The sequence below is a fragment of the Neisseria sp. P0009.S007 genome, from assembly GCF_051962515.1.
In genome coordinates, this window is the sequence record NZ_JBQCVF010000531.1 from 1 (window position 1) to 1,025 (window position 1,025).

Consider the following 1,025-nt stretch of genomic DNA (forward strand, 5'->3'; position numbering starts at 1 on the left):
TAGGATTGCTGGGATTGGGCGCAGTGGCACAGGCACACGATGTTTGGGTGGCCGCACCGACACATCAGCCTGCCGGCCAAATCCTGCATGCGGATTTGGGTTACAGCCATGACTTCCCTAATGTCGAAAAAATCGCCGACGACCGCGTACATATTTTCAAACCGCTGCAATTGACCGGCAGCTCAAAGAAAACCGTTGATTTGGTAAATAAAGGCGAAAACTATCAATACGTTTCTAAAGCCGCTTTGCCTGAAGGCTCCTACTGGGTCAGCGCAACCTACAAACCGACTTTCTGGTCGAAAAACCAAGACGGCTGGAAACAGCAAACCTTGAAACAGCTGGCCGGTTCAACCTATTGCGAACAATCTCAAATGTTCGGCAAGAGCTTTGTCCAAGTAGGCAACGGCGCAGTTGATGAAGCTGTGTTGACCCGCCCTATCGGCCAAGAGCTGGAACTGGTTCCGCTGAAGAATCCGAACGAAGTCAAAGCCGGCGGTATTTTGCCGGTCAAAGTCCTGTACAAAGGCGAGCCTTTGGTTAAAGCCACAGTTACCGCCAGCTCGGACACTTTGGCGGAAATGGACTTGGAATCAACCCACGACCACCGCGAGCCTCAAGGCTTTTCCGGCAAAACCGATAAAAACGGCGTGGTCAATGTGATTACTCTGATTGACGGTTTGTGGAAAATCAAAGTGGTGAACGAGACCGATTACGGCGATAAAAGCGTATGTCAGAAAGACAATACTTACGCAACGCTGATTGTGCCTGTCGGTACCAAACGCGCGGCTGCACGCCATGCCCATCAGCATTAACAGCCATTAAAAAGGCCGTCTGAACTTTCAGACGGCCTTAATTTATTCCCATTCATAACCCAAATTTCTAAAAAAACGGGAGTATGTTTCCAACTCATCACCATTTAATTGGGTAAAACAGATACGGTTGCAGCCAGTCAAGACCACATTGCCCATCCAGTGCGCCCCAAAGACGCGCTCTAAAGGGACATTCCTCATTTGATTGATAAACGG

General features: G+C 49.4%; 1 protein-coding gene. It reads left to right on the forward strand.

What is annotated here, in order from left to right; translation table 11 throughout:
- On the forward strand, positions 1 to 812 hold an 812-nt coding region (locus ACTHS3_RS14565; RefSeq protein WP_440368321.1), incomplete at its 5' end, for a DUF4198 domain-containing protein.
- Between the last annotated feature and the right edge of the window lie 213 nt (positions 813 to 1,025).